The 18571-nt window shown below is 67.5% G+C and carries 19 protein-coding genes; 13 read left to right on the top strand and 6 right to left on the bottom strand.

Annotation, left to right across the window (positions count from 1 at the left end):
* Positions 1-61: 61 nt before the first annotated feature.
* Entirely contained in the window at positions 62-1561 is a 1500-nt protein-coding gene (locus tag ACFULV_RS03980) for a carboxylesterase/lipase family protein (RefSeq protein ID WP_378652863.1), read from the top strand.
* Entirely contained in the window at positions 1558-5013 is a 3456-nt protein-coding gene (gene car, locus ACFULV_RS03975) for a carboxylic acid reductase (RefSeq protein WP_378652860.1), read from the top strand. Before ACFULV_RS03980 ends, car begins: the two co-directional genes overlap by 4 nt.
* Positions 5014-5016: 3 nt before the next feature.
* Here car and ACFULV_RS03970 read toward each other — a convergent pair whose 3' ends face one another.
* Positions 5017-5625 (bottom strand): GDSL-type esterase/lipase family protein, encoded by a 609-nt coding sequence (locus tag ACFULV_RS03970; RefSeq protein WP_378652858.1) that lies wholly within the window; start codon positions 5623-5625, stop codon positions 5017-5019.
* Positions 5626-5934: 309 nt separating this feature from the next.
* Positions 5935-6492, bottom strand: coding sequence for a TetR family transcriptional regulator (locus ACFULV_RS03965; protein ID WP_378628936.1), 558 nt, complete (start codon positions 6490-6492; stop codon positions 5935-5937).
* A 92-nt stretch (positions 6493-6584) separates the two neighbouring features.
* On the opposite strand from ACFULV_RS03965, the gene ACFULV_RS03960 reads away from it, so the two are divergent.
* The 3 genes from ACFULV_RS03960 to ACFULV_RS03950 are packed head-to-tail and all read left to right on the top strand — an operon-like array spanning position 6585 to position 8795.
* Positions 6585-7055: a DUF4334 domain-containing protein gene (locus ACFULV_RS03960; RefSeq protein WP_378628939.1), complete on the top strand. Its 471-nt coding sequence runs from the start codon at positions 6585-6587 to the stop codon at positions 7053-7055.
* Positions 7055-8143, top strand: a complete 1089-nt coding sequence (locus tag ACFULV_RS03955; RefSeq protein WP_378652856.1) for an NAD(P)-dependent alcohol dehydrogenase — start codon at positions 7055-7057, stop codon at positions 8141-8143. The genes ACFULV_RS03960 and ACFULV_RS03955 overlap by 1 nt, the downstream gene beginning before the upstream one ends.
* Positions 8144-8168: 25 nt before the next feature.
* A complete protein-coding gene (locus tag ACFULV_RS03950; RefSeq protein ID WP_378652854.1) occupies positions 8169-8795 on the top strand; it encodes a TetR/AcrR family transcriptional regulator in 627 nt (208 codons plus the stop codon).
* Between the two features lie 40 nt (positions 8796-8835).
* Here the strand turns inward: ACFULV_RS03950 and ACFULV_RS03945 are convergent, their stop codons facing one another.
* A complete protein-coding gene (locus ACFULV_RS03945) occupies positions 8836-9495 on the bottom strand; it encodes a TetR/AcrR family transcriptional regulator (RefSeq protein ID WP_378652851.1) in 660 nt (219 codons plus the stop codon).
* Positions 9496-9634: 139 nt separating this feature from the next.
* Between ACFULV_RS03945 and ACFULV_RS03940 the strand changes: the two genes are divergently transcribed.
* The 8 genes from ACFULV_RS03940 to ACFULV_RS03905 all read left to right on the top strand — a co-directional run bounded on the left by ACFULV_RS03940 (position 9635) and on the right by ACFULV_RS03905 (position 16374).
* The gene (locus ACFULV_RS03940) at positions 9635-10429 is read left to right on the top strand and encodes an alpha/beta fold hydrolase (RefSeq protein ID WP_378652848.1); all 795 of its coding nucleotides are present in this window, start codon (positions 9635-9637) and stop codon (positions 10427-10429) included.
* Positions 10426-11874 (top strand): flavin-containing monooxygenase, encoded by a 1449-nt coding sequence (locus tag ACFULV_RS03935; RefSeq protein ID WP_378652845.1) that lies wholly within the window; start codon positions 10426-10428, stop codon positions 11872-11874. The genes ACFULV_RS03940 and ACFULV_RS03935 overlap by 4 nt, the downstream gene beginning before the upstream one ends.
* Positions 11871-13535, top strand: a complete 1665-nt coding sequence (locus ACFULV_RS03930) for a GMC oxidoreductase (RefSeq protein ID WP_378628951.1) — start codon at positions 11871-11873, stop codon at positions 13533-13535. Before ACFULV_RS03935 ends, ACFULV_RS03930 begins: the two co-directional genes overlap by 4 nt.
* 15 nt (positions 13536-13550) lie before the next feature.
* A complete protein-coding gene (locus ACFULV_RS03925) occupies positions 13551-14111 on the top strand; it encodes a DUF4334 domain-containing protein (protein WP_378652842.1) in 561 nt (186 codons plus the stop codon).
* 52 nt (positions 14112-14163) lie between these two features.
* Entirely contained in the window at positions 14164-14466 is a 303-nt protein-coding gene (locus tag ACFULV_RS03920) for a hypothetical protein (RefSeq protein ID WP_378628955.1), read from the top strand.
* Between the two features lie 24 nt (positions 14467-14490).
* Positions 14491-14778, top strand: a complete 288-nt coding sequence (locus ACFULV_RS03915) for a hypothetical protein (protein ID WP_378652839.1) — start codon at positions 14491-14493, stop codon at positions 14776-14778.
* A 94-nt stretch (positions 14779-14872) separates the two neighbouring features.
* Positions 14873-16111, top strand: coding sequence for an MFS transporter (locus ACFULV_RS03910; protein WP_378652836.1), 1239 nt, complete (start codon positions 14873-14875; stop codon positions 16109-16111).
* Between the two features lie 41 nt (positions 16112-16152).
* Positions 16153-16374: a hypothetical protein gene (locus ACFULV_RS03905; protein WP_378652833.1), complete on the top strand. Its 222-nt coding sequence runs from the start codon at positions 16153-16155 to the stop codon at positions 16372-16374.
* Here the strand turns inward: ACFULV_RS03905 and ACFULV_RS03900 are convergent.
* The 3 genes from ACFULV_RS03900 to ACFULV_RS03890 all read right to left on the bottom strand — a co-directional run bounded on the left by ACFULV_RS03900 (position 16354) and on the right by ACFULV_RS03890 (position 18514).
* Positions 16354-16713: a hypothetical protein gene (locus ACFULV_RS03900; RefSeq protein ID WP_378628964.1), complete on the bottom strand. Its 360-nt coding sequence runs from the start codon at positions 16711-16713 to the stop codon at positions 16354-16356. The two genes, ACFULV_RS03905 and ACFULV_RS03900, sit on opposite strands and share 21 nt — an antisense overlap.
* Before the next feature lie 189 nt (positions 16714-16902).
* Positions 16903-17709, bottom strand: coding sequence for a pyrroline-5-carboxylate reductase (gene proC, locus ACFULV_RS03895; RefSeq protein WP_378652830.1), 807 nt, complete (start codon positions 17707-17709; stop codon positions 16903-16905).
* A complete protein-coding gene (locus ACFULV_RS03890) occupies positions 17627-18514 on the bottom strand; it encodes a class I SAM-dependent methyltransferase (RefSeq protein WP_378652828.1) in 888 nt (295 codons plus the stop codon). Before ACFULV_RS03890 ends, proC begins: the two co-directional genes overlap by 83 nt.
* Positions 18515-18571 lie beyond the last annotated feature (57 nt).

Here is an 18571-nt window from a genome sequence, read left to right as displayed (position 1 = left end):
CGAGACAGTTCGCCGACGGAACCATATGCGCGGTACCGTCGGTACCAGGTACATTCGGGAGATGTTGTCCACCGAGATCGTGAGCGCCGACGGAGTCGTGCGCGGTCGTGCGGGTCGCCGAATCGCCCGCTGGCGTGCCCTGCCCTACGCGGCCCCACCCATCGGAGCGCTGCGGTTGCGTGCTCCCCAGCCCGTTCGACCGTGGACGGGGGTGCGATCGGCGACCGAGTTCGGCTTCGCCGCGGTGCAGAACCCCAACGGTGCCCGCGTGGGGCCGCGAACCTGGCAACCCACCGGGGAGGACTGCCTGACGCTCAATGTGACCGCACCGGTGACGCCCTCGTCGACACCGCGCCCGGTCATGGTGTTCTTCCACGGTGGCGGCTACCTGATCGGCACGTCGAGCATGTATTCCGGCGCACGGCTGGCCGCGCGGGGCGACGTGATCGTGGTGTCGGTGAACTATCGCCTCGGTGCGCTCGGGTATGTCGATTTCAGCGAATTCTCCACACCGGACAGACCTTTCGAGTCGAACCTCGGATTGCGCGATCAGGTCGCGGCACTCGAATGGGTGCGCCGCAATATCGCCGCGTTCGCCGGTGACCCGGACAACGTCACCATCTTCGGTGAATCGGCGGGTGCGCACGCGGTGGTCAGCCTGCTGGCGACCCCCGCCGCCCGCGGCCTGTTCCATCGGGCGATCGCGCAGAGCGCCCCGGCGGACTGGACCTCGACTCCGGACGAGGCGCGCCGCTTCGCCCGCCGTTGCCTGGACCGGCTCGGCGCCGCCCCCGCCGACGCCGCGACCGTGCTGAACACCGTGTCAGCGAAGGAGCTGTGCCGGGCGGGTGACCGTGCGCTGGGCCGGGCGCTGCGCGAGAATCCGGGCAGTTTTCCCTACGCGCCGGTCGCGGACGGAGATTTCCTGCCGGAAATGCCCTTGGACGCGATCGCGGCGGGCCGGGCGCATCCGGTGCCGTTGATCATCGGCACCAACCGCGACGAGGCGACGCTGTTCCAGCGCTTCGCCAAGGCGGTGCCGCACACCCCTGAGCAGCTGACGGCCATCTTCGGACGCTACGAACCCGGCGCCGAACAGGCGGTGACCAGCCGATACCCCGGCTATCCGGCCGCGCGGACCGCGGTGCGCATCGGCGGGGACCACCTGTTCCTGCGCCCGACGCTGGCCGTTCTCGAAGGCCACAGCCGCTATGCCCCCACCTACGCCTACCGGTACGACTACGCCCCGCGCGCACTGCACCTGGCAGGTTTCGGCGCCACCCACGCACTCGATCTCGTCCCGGTTTTCGGCTGGGTCGACGGACCGGTCGGCCGCGCGATGACAGCGGCAGGCGGCAGGCGGGCGTTCCTGGCGGTCCAAGACCATATCCAGGACAACTGGCTCAGCTTCGCCCGCACCGGCCGTCCGCTGCCGCCCTGGAGCCCCTACACCGCCGAACGCCGGACGACCTCCATCATCGACCATCCACCGCGCGTGCTGGTCGACCCCGAGTCCGCGCGACGCGAAGCGTGGCAAGGCATCCGGAAGTGCGAAGCATGACCGTCGAGCTCGCCGCGGAGCAGCTGGCCGATCGCATCAGGGCGCTCTACGCCGAAGACGGGCAGATCCGTGCGGCGCGTCCCGCCGAGGACGTACACGCCATCGTGACGACCCCCGGGCTCGCGCCGGCGCGCATCGTCGAGACCGTCATGACCGCCTACGCCGAGCGCCCGGCGCTCGGCACGCGCCGGACCGAACTGGTCGAGTCGGGCGGACGGATGACTCGAAAGCTGTTGCCGGAGTTCGATGTACTGACCTACGGGCAGGTGTGGGAGCGCACCCGCGCGCTCGCCGCCGCCTGGCACAGTGACGGCGTCGTCGCGGGGGATTTCATCGCGGTGCTCGGGTTCACCAGCGCCGACTACACCGTGCTCGATCTCGCGACGATCCACGTCGGCGGGGTCGCGGTGCCGTTACAGGCCGGCGCGGGCCTCGAACAGTTGTGTTCGATCCTCGACGAGACCGAGCCGACGGTGTTCGCGGTCGATACCGCCCACCTGGACACCGCCGTCGATGCGATACTCGCCGGCGCGACACCACGTTCGCTGATCGTGTTCGACCATCACGCCGACGACGACGATCACCGCGACGCGCTCGACGCGGCCCGTGCCCGGCTGCGTGCCGGGGGATCGGCCCTGGTGCCCAGCACGCTCGCCGACATCGTCGAACAGGGTCGGCTCGCCGATGCGGCGCCGCTGAGCGTGCCCGCCGACGGCGACGATCCCCTCGCCCTGCTGATCTACACCTCGGGCAGCACCGGCACGCCCAAGGGCGCGATGTACACCCAGCGTTTGGTCGCGGTCGGCTGGCAGCCCGCGCGGCCGCTGGCCGCGATCAATGTCAACTTCCTGCCGATGAGCCATATCGCGGCCCGCCTCACCCTCAACAGCGTGCTCGCCCGTGGCGGCACCGCGTTCTTCGCGGCGGCGCCGGACCTGTCGACGTTGTTCACCGACATCACGCTCGTGCGGCCTACCGAGATCTTCCTGGTGCCGCGGGTGTGCGACATGATCATGCAGCGTTTCCGTCATGAGGTCGCCGAACGTGGCGAGGCGGCGACCGACGCGGTGAAAACCGAACTGCGTGAACAGTTCCTGGGTGGCCGACTGATGTCGGCGCTGTGCGGCAGCGCGCCGATCGCCCCCGAGCTGCGTACTTTCGTCGAATCGGTGCTGCAATTGCGCCTCCACGACGGGTACGGCTCCACCGAGACCGGCGGCGGGGTGATCTTCGATACGAAGGTGATGCGCCCGCCGGTGCTGGACTACAAACTTGTCGACGTGCCCGAACTCGGCTATTTCGGTACCGACAAGCCGTATCCGCGCGGGGAATTGCTGCTCAAGACCACCACGATGATCGCCGGGTACTACCGCCGCCCGGAGGTGACCGCCGAGGTCTTCGACGCCGACGGCTTCTGCCGCACCGGCGACGTGGTCGCGGAGCTGGCACCGGACCGGCTGGCTTACGTCGACCGCCGCAACAATGTCCTCAAGCTGTCCCAGGGCGAGTTCGTGACGGTATCGCGGCTGGAAGCGGTGTTCGCGGGCGCCGATCTGGTGCGCCAGATCTATGTGTACGGCAGCAGCGAACGGTCCTATCTGCTGGCGGTCGTGGTGCCCACCGAGGCCGCCCTCGCGGGACCTGCCAGCGGGTTGCGCGCCGCGGTGAGTTCGTCGCTGCACCGCGCCGCCGTGGCGGCGGGGCTCGAGCCGTACGAGATTCCGCGCGACTTCATCATCGAGACCGAACCGTTCACGACAACCGGCGGGACCTTGTCCGGAGTCGGAAAACTGTTGCGCCCGAAGCTGAAACAGCGGTACGGCGAGCGTCTCGAGCAGCTTGACGCGGACCTCGCGCGGGGTCAGGAAGACGAACTTCAGCGGTTGCGTCGCGATGCGCCCGGCCTACCGGTGTACGAGACCGTCGTGCGCGCCGCCAGCGCGGTGCTCGGCGGCGACCCGGCAGATCTGCGACCCGACGCGCGATTCGGTGATCTCGGCGGCGATTCGCTGGCAGCACTGTCGTATTCGTCTCTGCTGCGGGAACTGCTCGCGGTGGATGTGCCGGTGAATGTGCTGCTCGGACCGGACAGCGACCTGGCGCGCATCGCCGACTACGTGCGCCATGAACGCGAACCGGGCACGCACAGAACCGATTCCGACGCGATACACGGTGCCGATGCGACCGAGATTCGTGCCGCGGATCTGACACTCGAGAAGTTCTTGGATGTCGCCGACGTAGCGCAGGTGCCTGCCGCAGCGCCCGCCCGGACGGTGTTGATCACCGGCGCCAACGGCTACCTCGGCCGGTTCCTCCTCCTGACCTGGCTGGAACGGCTCGCTCCTCGGGGCGGCAAGGTGATCTGCGTGGTCCGCGGCGTCGATGCGATCGCCGCTCGCGAGCGCCTCGACGCGGCGTTCGCCAGCGACAGCGAGCTCGACACCCATTTCCAGCTCCTCGCGAAGGACACGCTGGAAGTGCTGCCCGGCGACATCGGTGAACCGAATCTCGGTCTGCCACAGCCGACATGGGACCGACTGGCCGCCGAGGTCGATCTGATCGTGCACTCCGCGGCACTGGTGAACCATGTGCTCCCGTACGCGGCTCTGTTCGGCCCGAACGTGGTGGGCACCGCGGAGATCATCCGGCTGGCGCTGACAACGACGCGCAAGCCGGTGAGCTACCTGTCGACGGTGGCCGTCGCGGCGCAGGGGGAGTCCTTCGCCGAAGACGGTGACGTGCGAACCATGAGCCCGGTCCGCCGGCTGGACGATTCCTATGCCAACGGCTACGGCAACAGCAAGTGGGCGGGTGAGGTGCTGCTGCGGGAGGCGGCTGAGCGGTTCGGGCTGCCCGTCGCGGTGTTCCGCTCGGACATGATCCTGGCGCACAGTCACTTCCGTGGGCAGCTCAATGTGCCCGATGTCTTCACTCGGCTCTTGCTGAGCGTGCTCGTCACCGGTCTCGCACCGAAGTCGTTCTACCGCACCGATTCCGCCGGGCAACGACAGCGTGCCCATTACGACGGGCTACCGGCCGACTTCGTCGCCACGGCCGTCACCGCACTCGGCGCCGCCGCTACGAGCGGTTACCGCACCTACGACGTCCTGAACCCGCACGACGACGGCATCTCCCTCGACGTCTTCGTCGACTGGCTGATCGACGCGGGCTGCCACATCGATCGCATCGACAGCTACGACGAGTGGTTCGCCCGCTTCGAAACAGCCTTGCGCGCCCTCCCCGAACCGCAGCGCAAACACACCCTGCTCCCGCTGCTCGACGCCTATCGCCGACCCGGTCGTCCACTGCCCGGCTCAGCTCTCGCCGCCGACGGATTCCACGCCGCCGTTCGCGCCGCACAGATCGGTCCCGACAACGACATCCCGCACCTACCGGCGGATCTCATCGCCAAGTATGTCCGCGACCTGACCGGCCTCGGCCTGCTGGAGTAGTCCTCACAGGGTGGGCCGGGCGATCCAGGACTGCCAGCGGCTGTCGAGGACGAGCTCGGCCAGGCGCTGGTAGCCGCCGCTGCCGGGGTGGGCACCGTCGCCCGCCATGGCTTCGCGAGTCCAGACGGGGTCGTCGGCCAAGTGCCTTGTGGTGGCGACGAAGGGCACCTTGCGTGATTCGCACAGCTCCGCCATGTCGTCGGCGAGCTCCGCGGTGCGCCGCAAGTGCTCCGCGCCGCCGTCGACGACAGGTGGTGGGCCGACTACCAGCGGATGGATCGCACGTTCGCTGCTTTCGGTCAGCAGGGTCGCGAGGTTGTCGAGGCATTGTGCCCTGCCCACCCGGACGTCGCCGTTCTCCACGACCGCGTCGTTGCTGCCGAACGAGATCACCAGACGATTGTCGGTGCCGGGCAGGACGCGCGGCTCGACCTCTCCCCAGCAGCGGCGCAGGACATCAGCGGAGGTATTGCGCCGGATACCGAGGTTGAACGCCGTGATACCGGGGCCGCTCGCGGTGAGTACGCGGCCGACCCAGCCGCGGTACTCCGGGTCGCCGATTCCCTGGACGAAGGAGTCGCCGATGAAGCAGATGCGCAGATCCTCATTCATTCGGGCAACTGTACGAGGTGGGGGAGTGGGTTTCGGGGATCGGCCTGATCGGCGGCGGGGGAGCGCACAAGCCAAGGGGCAGAGGGTATTTGAAACCCGGTGACGATCACGGCGGCCGTGGGTGGGGCCATCGACGATCGTCGGTGAGGGTTCTCCCGCCTAGATAGTTAATCGCGATATTGCGATATGCGCATCTAACTATGTTAGTCCATCATCCAGCCGTGCCCGACTTCGTCGACCTCAACACCCTTCAAAAACACAAGGAGGGGAGGGGGTCAGAGCTTGCCGTAGGGGGGAGCATGCCGGTTGCTACGGCGGGGCGACCATTCGCGCCACGGCCGCCACCACCGCCGCGCGCTGCGCCGCCAGGCGACCGTCGTCGGTGGATCCCGTTCTCGCATGGGTGGCTGAGGTGCGGGTCAGATCGGTGAGCATGCGGAGCATGATCGGGGCGGGGATATCGGTGGTGACGAGGCCTTCGTGTTGACCGCGGCGGAGCTCGGTGATCTTCGCGTCGATGGTGCGGCGCAGAGCTTGCGGGATGTCGCCGGATGGTTCGAGTTCGGCCCAGGCTTGCAGGCGGGCGTTGTCGGGGTGGGCGACGAAGTGGTCGAACAGGCGGCCGGCATAGGCCGGTAGGTCGTCGGCGGACATGGCGGCCTCGCTGCTGGTTTCGGTGGTCCAGCGTTCGGTGACGGCCGCGTAGAGCTCGTTCTTGCCGGGGAAGTAGGCGTAGAGCCGGTCCTTGCTGGCGTGCGCGGCGTCCGCGATGCGGTTGATCCGAGCGCCGGCGATGCCGAATTCGGCGAACTCCGCTTTCGCCGCGGTGAGTATTCGCTCCCTGGTTGCCTGACCTGCCGCACGCATGCGCCGAATCCTACCCCTTGCCGAACCATCTGGTTCGGAACTATGGTCCACTGTGAACCGAACGGTTCTGAACTCTGTGAGACGAGGGCTTGATGAGCGCGGACAAACCACGGTGGCAGCAGCTCAAGGAGCAGTCGGACGGTGTGACGACCGCCGAGCTGGATCAGCTGTGGACCCGGCTACGCCCGGCGCGCGCTGAGGACATCCTCGGCGAATGGCGCGGTGACGCGTTTCAGACCGGTCACCCGCTGTGCCGCGCACTGCCCGCGAGTCGCTGGTACGGAAAGAACTTCCACGCTCTCGACGACGCGAAGCCGCTGATCTGCCGGGCCGAGGACGGCAGCCTGTTCTCCAATGTCGAACTGGGACAGGGTGAAGCGACCCTGTGGAACATCGAGTTCCGCGGTGAGGTCACCGCGACCATGGTCTACGACGGTCGCGCGGTGTTCGACCACTTCAAGTGGCTCGACGACACCACCCTGATGGGCATCATGAACGGGCGCCCCGAACTGGTTCTCGCGCGCGGCGAATACTTCTACTTCCTGCTGGAACGGGTCTCTTGATGCGCACGACGGGGGTGCTGTCGCGCGATCCGGGCGCGGACTTCTCGATCGAGCCGATCGAGGTCGACGAGCCGCGCGCGGGCGAGATCCTGGTGCGGATCGTCGCTGCCGGTATCTGCCACACCGACCTGGTGAGCCGTCGCGCGGGCGCCGCGGATCGGCCGATCCTGCTGGGCCACGAGGGCGCGGGTGTCGTCGCGGCGGTCGGGTCCGATGTGCGTACGGTCCGGCCCGGTGATCATGTCGTGCTGACCTTTCGGCACTGCGGTAGCTGTCGCAACTGTGCGGCCGGTCGGCCTGCGTACTGCCACCGGGCGACCGCGCTCAACCAGTTCGGGCGACGCGCGCACGCCACGCCCCGGGCGCTGGTCGACGGGTCCCCGATTCTCGACGGATTCTTCGGTCAGTCGAGTTTCGCCGGTTACGCGCTGAGCACCGAGGACAACACGATCGTGGTCGACCCCGCGATCGACCTCACGGTGGCGGCGCCGTTCGGCTGCGGATTCCAGACCGGTGCGGGTGCGGTGCTCAACGCTTTGGCGCCGGAGCCGGGTTCGTGGGTTGCGGTGTACGGGGCGGGCGCGGTCGGGATGGCGGGCCTACTCGCAGCCCGGACAGTTTCCGACGTGCGCGTGGTCGTCGTCGAGACATCGGCTGCGCGGCGGGAACTGGCCGTCGAACTGGGAGCTGACGCCGCGCTGGATCCTGCCGACGGGCCGACGGCAGCGCGCATCCGTGAGCTCACCGAGGGCGGTGCGACGCATGCGCTCGACACGACCGGCATCGCCACCGTGCTCGCCGATGCCGTCGCCGCGCTCGCGGTGGGGGCGACGGTGGTGGCCGTGGGTCTGGGTCGGGGTACGCCGCCGATCGATGTCGGTGATCTCGTGCTGCACGGCAAGGCGATTCGCGGCTGCCTCGAAGGGGACAGCGTGCCCGCCACCTTCATTCCCCATCTGCTCGATCTGTACGCGGCTGGTCGTTTCCCGGCCGAGCGACTCATCGCCCGGTATCCGCATGCCGAGGTCGGCGCCGCACTGGCCGATCAGCGTGCGGGCACTGTGGTCAAGCCGGTGCTCACATGGTGAACACCCTCGAATCCACGGACGCGCCATGACACTTCTGTTCAATGACATCCAGACCGACGAGAGCGCCGAAACGGCCCGCACCCAGCGTCGGCTCACAGTGCTCAACGCCGCGCGTGCGGTCTTCGTGGCCCACGGGTATCACGGTGCGAGCATGGATGACATCGGCATTCGGGCCGGGATGAGCAAGCCGGTGCTGTACACGCACTACGCGAGCAAGCTCGATCTGTATCTGTCGGTGTTGCAGGGGTATCTGGACCGGATGGTCGACGGCATTCGCGATGCGCTGGCCGACGCGAACGGTCAAGAGGACAAGGTGCGTCGCGCGGTGCTGGCCTATTTCGACTTCGTCGACGAGGACGCCGGCGGGCACACGTTGGTCTTCGAGTCGCCGGTGCCGAGCGAGCCGTGTGTGCGGTGGCGGGTGCGCAATGCCATGGGCGAGTGCGCGGTGCTGGTGAGCGCTGAGCTGCGCGCGGCGGGGATGGACGATGTCCGGGCCTATGCGTGTGCGTTCGGCGTGGTCGGGGCCAGCCACCTCGCGGCGCGCCAGTGGCTGGACACGGGTCGTCCGATTCCGAAGGGCGATGCGGTCGATACCGTTGTCTCGCTGTGCTGGAACGGGTTGTCCGGGGTCGAGACGACGGGGGACTAGGGCCCGTCGCGCCCTCGATGGGGAGCGACGTCGAGGGCGGTCAGTTCAACGCTGCCGGCAGTGGACTTCCGTCGAGCAGTTCCTCGCTGGGTAGCTGTCCGATGAGCACGGCGAGCGCGCGCTTCCATCGGCGCAGTACCGCCTCGCGTTCGCCGAGTGTGCCGGTGAGCATGGCGGTCATCGAGAGCCCGGTGAGCAGGTCGATGGTGAATTCGACGAGGACTTCGGCGCGCGGATCCGAGGCATACGGTTCGCCGAGCACTTCCAGGTAGAGCCTGCGCATTTCGGTGAATACGCGACGTTCCTCGATGACGAGCTGGTCGCGGAGTTCGGTGTCGGTGCGTGCGGCGACCCACAGGTCGAGTGCGGTGAAGAAGGCGGGGCTGTTGAGGTCGCGCCAGGCGAGGTCGACGACGGATTGCAGGCGGTCGCGGCCGGGCGCGAGGAGTTCGGCTTCGCGCCGGAATTTATCGAGCCGGGTGTCGACGACCTGGGTGGTGGCGGCGATGAGCAGTTCGGCTCTGGTGGGGAAGTGGTGCTGCACGGTGCCGCGGGCGAGTCCGGCGCGTTCCTGGACCGCGCTGACGGTGGTTGCCGCGTAGCCGCGTTCGAGCAGGCATTCGGCGGTGCAGGCCAGGATTCTGGCGCGGGTGGATGCCCGACGTTCGGCCTGGGTGCGGCGTGGAGGTTGCACGGTCACCTGAGAAATCGTACGTGCTGCCGACAAGATTCGGTAGATTGAGTGAAAAGTGTCGGCCGTCACCTCTTGACGACGGCCGATGGAGCTGGTGCAATCAAGAAACCGTACGCAGTAACTGTTTATTGGACGAAGGGCTGCGATGACGCAGATCTCCCACCTCCGCCGGGGCAGTGGTACGCCGATCGTGCTGGTGCACGGTCTCGGCAGCCGCTGGCAGGTTTTCGCACCGATCATCGATCTGCTCGCCGGGCAGCACGAGGTCATCGCGATCGACCTCCCGGGCTTCGGTGACTCACCCGCGCTGGACACTGTGCGACCGGGGCCGCGTGGCTATGCCACCTGGCTCGCACAATGGTTGGCGGACAACGAGATTCAACGCCCGCACGTGGTCGGGAGTTCGATGGGCGGCGGTATCGCCCTCGAGCTGGGCCGGGCCGGAGTGGCATCCGGGGTCACCGCGTTCTCCCCGGTCGGCTTCTACGGGCCGCTCGGACGGCGATGGACGCAGGGCCTGCTCACCAGCATGCGTGGCGCCGCTCGGGTCGCCGGACCGGCACTGGACCGGCTGGTCGAGCACCCCGCCGGCCGCGTGGTCCTGCTCTCGTCCATGTTCGGCCGACCGGTGCGTGTCGATCCCGATGCCGCCCGCACCGATCTGGCCGGGCTGGCGGGGGCCACCTCCTTCGCCGCCGCTCGCGACGACTTCGGCAACTATGTGCTCGACCCCGGCGACGACCGTGGCTCATTGGGCGAGATTCCGGTGACGATCGCGTGGGGCACCCGCGACATCGTGCTCGTGCACCGCACCCAGAGCGCCCGCGCGCGGGTGGTGTTGCCGTTCGCGCAGCACGTCGACCTTCCCGGCTGCGGGCATCTCCCGTTCAGCGACGACCCCGAAACCTGTGCTCGCCTCGTTCTCGAAGGGACCTCATGACCCCGTCCATCGCAGTGATCGGTAGCGGGTTCGGTGGCCTGGCGGCTGTCATCGCACTGAAGAAGCGCGGATTCGACGACATCGTCGTGTTCGAGAAGGCCGACGATGTCGGCGGCGTCTGGCGAGAGAACACCTACCCCGGTGCGGCCTGCGATGTGCCCTCCCCGTTCTACTCGTACTCCTTCGAGCCGAATCCACGGTGGCCGCACCGATTCTCGCGGCAGCCGGCGATCCTCGACTACATCAGGCACGTCGCCGAGAAATACGATGTGCGCCGCCATATCCGGTTCGGCACGGAAGTGCTCGGCGCGGCGTTCGACGACGCGACCGGGAAGTGGACGGTCCGGCTCGGCGGCGGGGACACCGTGGTGGTCGATGTGCTGGTGTCGGCGGTGGGCCAGCTCTCGCGGCCCTCGGTGCCCGCGATCGCGGGGCGCGACAGCTTCGCAGGCGCCAGTTTCCATTCCGCCGAGTGGGATCACGAGGTGGATCTGGCGGGTAAGCGCGTCGCCGTGATCGGTACCGGGGCGAGTGCGATCCAGTTCGTTCCCGAGGTCCAGCGGCAGGCCGAGAAGCTGACGCTGTTCCAGCGGACCGCGCCCTACATCATCCCGCGCCCCGATCGCGAGTTCTCGACGCGCCATCATCGGGTGTTCGAGAAGCTGCCGGTGACCGAGCTCGCCGAACGTGGCACCTGGTACGGCGTCGTCGAAGGGCTCAGCGTCGCCTGGGTGTACTCCAAGCCGCTGTCCGCCGCGATCAAGGCTGTGTCGAAGTGGCACATGCGCAGGCAGACCAGGGCCAAGCCGGGGCTGTTCGAGAAGGTGTGGCCGGACTATCCGGTCGGGTGTAAGCGAATTCTGTTCTCCGACAACTATCTTCCGGCGCTGACCGAACCGAATGTGGAGGTGACCACCGAGCGGATCGCCGAGATCACGTCCGCGGGTGTGCGCACCGCGGACGGGCGGGATCACGAGGTGGATGTGATCATCTGGGGGACCGGTTTCACCAGCACCGAGTTCCTGGCGCCGATGACGATCACGGGCGCGCAGGGCCGGGAGCTGACGCAGGAGTGGGACAGCGGTGCGCACGCCTACTACGGCATGACCGTGCCGCGGTTTCCGAACCTGTTCATCATGTACGGGCCCAACACCAACACCGGTGGCGGCTCGATCATCTACTTCCTCGAGGCGCAGGCGAAGTACCTCGGCGACTATGTCGCCCATCTCGCGGCGTCCGGTCGCGCGCTGACGGTGCGTCCGGACGTGGAGCAGGCTTATGACGAGCGGATCCAGGCGCAGCTCGGCGGCAGCGTGTGGAGTCGCTGCTCGTCGTGGTACCGCCAGGCCGACGGCCGGATCACGACCAACTGGCCACTACTGGGAATCCAATACAAGAAGCAGGCGCGGTTCGATCCCGCCGACTATGAGGTGGTGTCGCGATGAGTGACTACGACTACGACGTGATCGTCGTCGGTTCCGGTTTCGGTGGCAGCGTCACAGCGCTGCGGCTGACCGAAAAGGGTTACCGGGTGGGAGTTCTGGAATCCGGCAGACGCTGGAATGCCGAGGACTTTCCGAAGACGAACTGGAACATTCCCAAGGCCATCTGGGCGCCGCGCCTCGGCCTGACGGGGCCGCAGCGGATCAGCGCGCTGGGCAAATGCTTGGTCTTCAGCGGTTCGGGCGTGGGCGGCGGGTCGCTGATCTACGGCAACACGCTCTACGAACCGCTGCCGGAGTTCTATCGCGATCGCGCGTGGGCGCACATCACCGACTGGAAGTCCGAGCTCGCGCCGTACTACGACCAGGCCTCGCGGATGCTGGGCGTGGTGGAGAATCCGCGGGTCGGGCCGAAGGACGACGTGCTGTTGCAGGTGGCGCGGGATCTGAAGGTCGCCGATACCTTCCATCGCACCCATGTGGGCGTGTTCTTCAACGAGGGTTCTGAAGGTGTCGAGGTCGAGGACCCGTACTTCGGTGGCGCGGGTCCGCGCCGGGCGGGCTGTATCCACTGCTCGGAGTGCTTCACCGGCTGCAAGCACAATGCCAAGAACACCACCACGCTCAATTACCTGCACCTGGCCGAGAGCAACGGCGCGCAGGTGCATCCGTTGACCACGGTGACGTCGGTGGCGCCCGACGGTGCGGGCGGCTATCGCGTCGAGACGGTGCAGTCCAACGGTTGGGTGCGCAAGCAGCGTCGCACGTTCACCGCCCAGCAGGTGGTGTTCGCGGCGGCGGCACTGGGCACCCAGAAGTTGCTGCACAAGTTGCGTAGCGACGGCACGCTGCCGGAGTTGTCCTCGCGGGTCGGCGAGCTGACCCGCAGCAATTCCGAGGCGATCATCGGGGTCACCAGTAAGTCCCGGCGTGATTTCGCCCAGGGCGTGGCGATCACGTCCTCCATTCACCCGGAACCGCAGACGCATGTGGAGGTGTGCACCTACGGCAAGGGGCAGAACGCGCTGTTCTTGCAGACCGTGCCGATGATCGATGGTGGCGCGTTCCGGTTCCTGCGGTTGTTGCTGTCGATGGTGTTGCATCCGGTGCAGTTCCTGCGTTCGCAGAATGCGCACGGTGCGTCGGAGCGGTCGGTGATCCTGCTGGTGATGCAGTCGCTGGACAATTCGCTGACCTCCTACCTGAAGGGCAAGCGGTTGGTGACCAAGCAGGGCAGCGGGGAGCCGAACCCGGAGTGGATTCCCATGGCGCACGACATCGCCCGCCGATACGCTGCCGAGTCCGACGGCATCACCGGCAATATCGCCACCGATATCTTCAATATCCCCGCGACCGCGCACTACATCGGTGGCTGCACCATCGGTGACTCCCGCGAGACCGGCGTGATCGACCCGTATCAGCGGGTCTATGGCTATCCCGGGCTGCACATCGCCGACGGCAGCGCGATCACCGCCAATCTCGGGGTCAACCCGTCGCTGACCATCACCGCGCAGGCCGAGCGTGCGATGGCGTTCTGGCCGAACAAGGGTGAGCCGGATCCGCGTCCGGATCTCGGTGCCGCCTACCAGCGGATCAGTCCGGTGGCCCCGGAGCAGCCCGCTGTGCCCGCTTCCGCGCCCGGTGCGCTGCGACTGCCCGCCTGAGGCGAGAGGATCTTCATGACGATCGACCGACTTACCGCGCTCGAACCCGCCTGTTCCCGACAGGACGCGCTGGAGCTGTTCGACAGTCTCGCGCCGGTGCCGGCGACCCAGCTCAGTGGCCGATGGAGTGGTCGCGAGCTGGGCACCGGGCACCCGATGGACGGGTTGCTCGTCGCGTCGGGGTGGTACGGCAAGCAATTCGACGGTCTCGACAGTGTGCATCCGCTGCTGTTTCGCGCTCCGGCGGGCGATATTTTCGCCGTCGATCCGCAACGGGTGCCGTTGGGCCTGGTCGGGAAGGTGCCGAGCAAGGTCGTGGACCGGGGTCGGGGGCTGCTCGGGGTGCTGAAACCGGCGTTGCGCGCCCGTGGTTATCGGGCTCGGTTGCGGGCGGTCGAGCACCGCGGGGTGGTCACCACGGCGATGGTGTACGACCATCTGCCGATCATCGATGTGTTCCGCCGGATCGACGACGACACCGTGCTGGGCCTGATGGACTACCGCAATTTTCCCGAGCCGTACTTCTTCGTGCTCGTGCGGGAGAACTCGAGTGATTCTGGCCGTTTGCCCGATTGAATCGGGGGTACGCGCCGAAGACGGAGAGCTCTCGTCGGAAGGAGGCCGTGCCATGACTGACTACATCGATCCTCATCAACACAAGTTTCCCGACACCGAGCGCACGACGCGCTCACACGCGGGTGAGTCGATTCAGGACTCGCTCAATTGGCCGGGGCTGTTCCTCGTCGGAGTCGGCATCGTGATGCTCGCGGCCACCTTGACGGCCGCCGGTTCCGGGTTCGTCGGATGGGCGGTGATCGCCGGCATCCTCAGCGGTGTGTGTTTGCTGTTCGGGGTCGGGATCGTGCTCGCCGAGCATCGCCGGATCAAGGTCGGCGAGGGGCTGCACCTCACCGATCCGTGTGGTCACTGAGGTCAGAACTCGGAGAGGACGTCGATGAACGAACGCGCTGAGCCGGGACGGATCATCGTCGACTATTCGCATCTGTTCCCCGGTGTGGTGGTGCACGCCGACCGTATGGCCGACGAGTTCGATGTGATGTTCTCCGATGGGATGCGCACCGAGGCCGGCATCCTGCAGGACGACGACGGGGTCGCGGCGCTCGACGTCGTCGGTTACGCCACGGCCGCGGGCACGATGCAGCCCGGGCGGGTGTGGCCGATCACCTCGATCGAGGATGCCGGGTCCGAGGTGAATATCAAGCTGGGGCCGTACCTGCGCTAGCTTCGCGCCGTTCGAGGAGGCCGGTTCGTCGTCACTGGACCTTTCTGCGCCTAACGACTGGACCGGCGTCCATCTCTGCCGCGATGATGACGCCATGAGCGAGCATCCCGCGCAACGGCGCACGCTGGCCGTGTTGGTCGCGGCGCAGATTTTCAGTGGCGCGGGGCTTGCCGCCGGCATCACCGTCGGCGCGTTGCTGGCGCAGGACATGCTCGGATCGACCGGGCTGGCGGGGTTGCCCGCGGCGATGTTCACGGTCGGGTCGGCCGCGGCGGCGGTCGGAGTGGGTCGGATTTCGCAGCGTGCGGGTCGACGGGCAGGCCTCACCCTGGGCTATCTGACCGGTGCGCTGGGGAGTTTCGGGGTGGTGGCCGCTGCGGTGACCGGGAGCTTGTCGCTGCTGTTCGTGTCGCTGATCGTGTATGGGGCGGGCACCGCAACGAGTCTGCAAGCGCGATACGCCGGCGCGGATCTGGCGCAGCCCGCGCATCGGGCGCGCGCGATCAGCACGGTGCTGGTGGCGACGACGGTCGGTGCGGTGGTCGGGCCGAATCTGACGACGCCGATGTCGAATATGGCAGTGAGCTGGGGCATTCCGGCGCTTTCCGGACCGTTCGTGCTGTCGGGGGTGGCGTATGTGCTGGCGGCTTTTGTCCTGTGGGTGATGCTGCGGCCGGACCCGCTTGTTGTTGCCCGCGCGATTGCCGAGCCGCCCGGCGAGGTGGTCGTGACGGACGCTCCGACACGGTGGTCGGCGCCGATCGTGGCCGGGACGACGGTGATGGTGGTGACGCAGTTGGTGATGGCCGCGGTCATGACGATGACGCCGATCCATATGCAGCATCACGGGCACGGGGTGGGCGCGGCGGGATTCGTGATCGCGGTGCATGTCGCGGGGATGTATCTGCCGTCGTTGCTGTCGGGGATGCTCGTGGATCGGTTCGGGCCGGGCCTGGTGGCCGTGGCGGCCGCTGCCACCTTGGTCGCGGCCGGTTCGGCGGCCGCGCTCGCCCCGCCGAGTGCGGTCGGGGCGCTGGCGGTGGCGCTCGGACTGCTCGGGGTGGGCTGGAATCTGGGACTGGTCGCGGGGACGACGATGATCGCGGATGCGACGCCGGTCGCCACCCGTGCTCGAACACAGGGCACCGTCGATGTGGGTATCGCCATCGCGGGTGCGGGTGGTGGGTTGGGATCCGGGGTGGTCGTGGCATTCGCCGACTACCCGGGTCTGGCGTTCCTCGGTGCGGGGATCGCGCTGCTGATCGTGCCCGCATTGGCTTGGGCCGCTCGCCGGCCTGCGGTTCCTGACGAGGTCGTGCGGGTCGAGAGCTGAGCGTCGTGGCAGGTCGTGGGGGACCGTGCGATGATCTGGCGATGAAAGGTCAGACGAGTACCGCCCGGTTGTTGACACTGTTCGGTGGCGTCGCGCTCGTGATGCTGATGGTCAACTGGAGCCTGATGCGCGCGGTCGCGTTCGCGGTGATCTGGGCGGTCGCGGCGGGCGTGCTGGTGTTGCGCGACCGGCGCCGTGGTGTCGAGGCCACCGCGCCCGCCGCGGTTTCCGACCCAGGCGTCTCAGACTCCGGCGAGCGCTGACGCCAGATCCGGCACATCCAGGGCCTGCATGGCCTGCTGGCGCACATCAGCGCAGTGCTGCTGGGTGACGGCATCGATCACCTCGCGATTGCGAGCCACCGCCACGTTGATGCCGCCGCTGCGCACCGCCCAGTTCTGCACTGTGGCGTTGAACGACACGCGCGCCACAGTGACTCCCTGCGCACGCCAATTGTCGAGATCCGGGGCCATCATCTCGCACAGGTGCGCGGCCGCCTCATCGGAGATTTCAGGTGCGCCCTCGGCCGACGGTGGCAAACCGGGATCAGGTGCCTCGGTGCTGGTAGCGCAGCCGGCGACAACCAGCAGCCCGATCAGCACGGCCCCTCGTAGATGTGTGAACACGACGCTGTCCCTCCGGTAGAGGTTTGTCCTTGCTCAGTGCGAATGCCCGCCTTGGTGCGTCTCAAACAGCGGTCGAGCGCCGGAAATCGCTGGGGGAGGTAGGGATTCGGACAGCCAACCTGGAACCGATCAGGCCGGCCCCATCAACCACAACCAAGAGCGAGGCTAGTTCGACATCGCGCCCAGTTCGGCCGAACGGCGTTCTGCCGCGATCAATGCCTCACCGAAAGCCGAACGCACACCACCCCGCTCGAGTTCTCCCACCGCCGCCGCGGTCGTTCCCGCGGGTGAGGTGACCGCAGCGCGCAACTCCACGCCAGGCCGGCGCGACTCCGTCAACAACGCGGCCGAACCGAGCATGGTCTGCTGCACCAACTGGGTAGCTACCTCCCGGGACAGACCCAGCTGCACCGAGGCGTCGATCATGGCCTCGATCACCAGAAAGAAGTACGCGGGCCCCGAACCCGATACTGCGGTCACCGCGTCCATCTGCGACTCGGCGACCGTCACCACCTTGCCGACGGCCTCCATCACATCACCGACCAGCCGCAACTGCTCCTCGCTACAGTGACGGCCCGCCGCGATGGCGCTCATGCCCTGGCCGACCAGCATCGGGGTGTTCGACATAACCCGCACCACCGGGAAACCGGCGGGCAGCCCAGCTTCCATCCGTGCCGTCGACACACCCGCGGCCAGCGACACCAGCACCTGATCGCGCGCAGTGCCGACCATCGACTCGGCCAGTTCGGTGAGCACGCCGTCCACATCGCGCGGTTTCACCGCGATCACTATCAGATCCGCATTCTCGGTCGCATCCGCGAGGCTGGTCATCGCCCGAATGCCGAACCGCTCGATCCGCGCCAGCACCCGCCCCACAACCACCAGATCCTCACGTGCCCATCCGGATTCGAGAAGCCCAGCAATCAACGCCTCCCCGATCCGACCACCACCGATCACCGCAATCCTCGCCACAAAACGCAAGGTTAGCGGACGAGTTCCCGGACACGACCCGCTCACCGAACATACGAGCGGATGTTCGCGGTGTTGAACGACCAGGCTGTGTTCGGTGACGATGCCCGTGAGTTGATCGGTGAGTTTGTCCGGGCGCGACGTTAGCGCGCTCGGCCCCATGCGCGGACTGTGGGCGGCGCATAGAACCATTGCTGCTCGTCGGCCAGCTCCGCCTGCGCAGCGACAATGACCTCGGGTGAGACATCGAGTGCGTGGGCAGGTCCCTAGCCCAGGATTGGTTCGCGCCCTCGGTCTCGGTCGACCGCGCGAAGGCGCGCCAGACCTCCCCGAATGCGCCAGGCATTTCATCGAGGACGCCGAGGCCGTCGCCTTCCTCGAGCAAAAGAACGCCGCCTGGCGCCAGCGCCCGGGCTAGCCGCTGCAGAACAGTGTCTCGTTGGGCAATGTGGAGCAGCACGAATCGTGTGTGGACGAAATCGAATGCGCCCTGGGGGAGTTCGTCGGTGACGAGGTTCATCCGGGCGACTTCGCCGCCACGGTCGGGTAGGTCCGTCAGGTGGCGTGGGTCAGCGTCTACGGCGAAGACTCGACCACCCGGCAATGCGGCATCGCATAACCATCGCGCGAACGACCCGCCGCCGGCTCCGGCTTCCAGACACCGCCATCCCGGACCCACACCCAGTCGCCGCGCAAGCGCGATGCTCTCAGGGTCATAGGCAGCGCCGAGCAGTGCGAGGCGTTCGTTCGCGAAATTCCATTCATTGGGGAGGGTGTAGTGCGGCTTCCGCGGCGATGGCCCGGTCATGATCAGACGCTAATTCGAGCGATCTGGTCGGAGGCAGGTTCTGAGCCGTTTCCCGAG

Origin of the sequence: Nocardia sp. NPDC057272, assembly GCF_042668615.1 — a bacterium.
In the GTDB taxonomy this organism is placed as follows: domain Bacteria; phylum Actinomycetota; class Actinomycetes; order Mycobacteriales; family Mycobacteriaceae; genus Nocardia.
This window is presented reverse-complemented; position numbering and strand designations above follow the sequence as displayed.